Consider the following 562-nt stretch of genomic DNA (forward strand, 5'->3'; position numbering starts at 1 on the left):
AGAAAAACCGTCTGCATCAGGTTCACGAAACGCAAGTCGAAAGCGTCAAACAACTGATTGCCCATTTTGACCGGCTGATTGACGAATTGGACAAACAAATCGATGACCACACCCACACGCATTTTGACGGCAAAGCCCAAGTGGCGGAACAAATCAAAGGCATCGGTTCGATAACGACGGCTACGCTGATGGCGATGCTGCCCGAATTGGGGCGGCTGAACCACAAACGGATAGCGAGCCTGGTCGGTATTGCGCCGCACCCGAGGGAGAGCGGCGAAACCAAATTCAAAAGCCGCTGCTTCGGCGGAAGGTCTGCGGTGCGCAAGGCGCTGTATATGGCTACCGTGGTAGCGACACGTTTTGAACCGCTTATTCGGGATTTCTATCAGCGCCTGCTGTCCAAGGGTAAGCCGTATAAAGTTGCTGTTACGGCATGTATGCGCAAACTGCTGACGATATTGAATGCCCGGATGCGTGATTACTTTGCCGAAAACGGTATCCAAACGGCTTGATTTGAGTTTTGGTATTTTTGCCCGACGGGGTGAAAAATACAGTTGCTACG

General features: G+C 51.8%; 1 protein-coding gene. It reads left to right on the forward strand.

The features are described 5' to 3' along the window. On the forward strand, positions 1-512 hold a 512-nt coding region (locus ACLD9W_RS12460; protein ID WP_410842298.1), incomplete at its 5' end, for a transposase. Positions 513-562 lie beyond the last annotated feature (50 nt).

This window comes from Neisseria sp. WLZKY-1 (genome assembly GCF_046546535.1).
GTDB lineage: Bacteria > Pseudomonadota > Gammaproteobacteria > Burkholderiales > Neisseriaceae > Neisseria.